This is a genomic window from Roseomonas sp. 18066, from assembly GCF_902706185.1.
Lineage (GTDB): Bacteria > Pseudomonadota > Alphaproteobacteria > Acetobacterales > Acetobacteraceae > Pseudoroseomonas.
In genome coordinates this window covers 1-976 of record NZ_CACSJM010000327.1, presented here as the reverse complement: position 1 = coordinate 976, position 976 = coordinate 1, and the positions used below count along the sequence as shown (strand labels likewise).

The window sequence follows — 976 nt, the reverse complement described above, 5'->3', positions numbered from 1 at the left end:
GTGGTCATCGACGCCGGCAACGGCGACACCCTGACCTTCGCCAACACCACCATCAGCAGCCTGACGGCCGACCACTTCCTGTTCGGCCCGGTCTGATCCGGACCCACGGCCCCCTCGGGGGGCGTGGAACAGCGGCCTTCAGGCCTGGCGCCGCCCCAGCGGCGCCTCCGGCCGGTCCAGCCGGAACAGCGCCGCGCCGATCCCGGCGATGGTGGCGGCATCGAGGGTTTCCGCCTCGCTCGGCAGCAGCACCGCCGTGTCGCTCACCCCGAGGCTTTCCAGCTGCCACGGCGTGCCATGCCCGTATTCCAGGTGGCCGCGGCCGATGATGCCGACCACCAGCGGCGCGGGCTTCCCCTCCGCCACCACCGCCGCGCGGTAGGCCGCGATGGCGCAGGCGAAGGCGCGGTCCCAGACCTGCTGGGCGCGCAGGAAGCGGTCGCTGATCTCCGCCTCGTCGCGTCCCGTCAGCAGCGCCAGATGCGCCCGATGTCCTGCCCGGGCGGGCGCGGCGGGGGTCAGACCGTCGCGTTCCTCGACCGGCACCGCATCCCAGCCGTCGCGGCCGACCCGGGTGACCAGCGGGCGCTCGCAGTTCAGCGCCAGCATCGGCACCGCCTGCTGCCGGCAGAAATGCAGCAGCGGCAGGTACAGGCCAGCGTCGAACCCCCAGACTTTTTCCCATTCCACCGCCTCGAGGAAGGCCGCGGTGGAGAATTCGCCGGCCACCCAGCGGTCCAGCACCGGCTGCACCCGGCGTGGGAACATCTCGAAGCCCATCGCCAGGTCGGGGCGCAGCAGATGCAGGCAGGTCGCCACCTGCAGCTGCCAGCGATGGATTTCCGCCACATCGTGGCTTTCGCCCAGCAGCACCGCCTCGCGCTGCGCCAGGCGGCGCATCAGCGGCGCGGCCTCCAGCAGGGCGCCGGTCGCGGGGTCCAGCCAGCGGGCCCGGGGATGGGGAGAGGGGTCGGGC

At 73.2% G+C, this 976-nt stretch carries 1 protein-coding gene; it reads right to left on the bottom strand.

The window, feature by feature from the left end; translation table 11 throughout:
* Positions 1-138 precede the first annotated feature (138 nt).
* On the bottom strand, positions 139-976 hold an 838-nt coding region (locus tag GVN67_RS29055), incomplete at its 5' end, for a ChaN family lipoprotein (protein WP_160000770.1).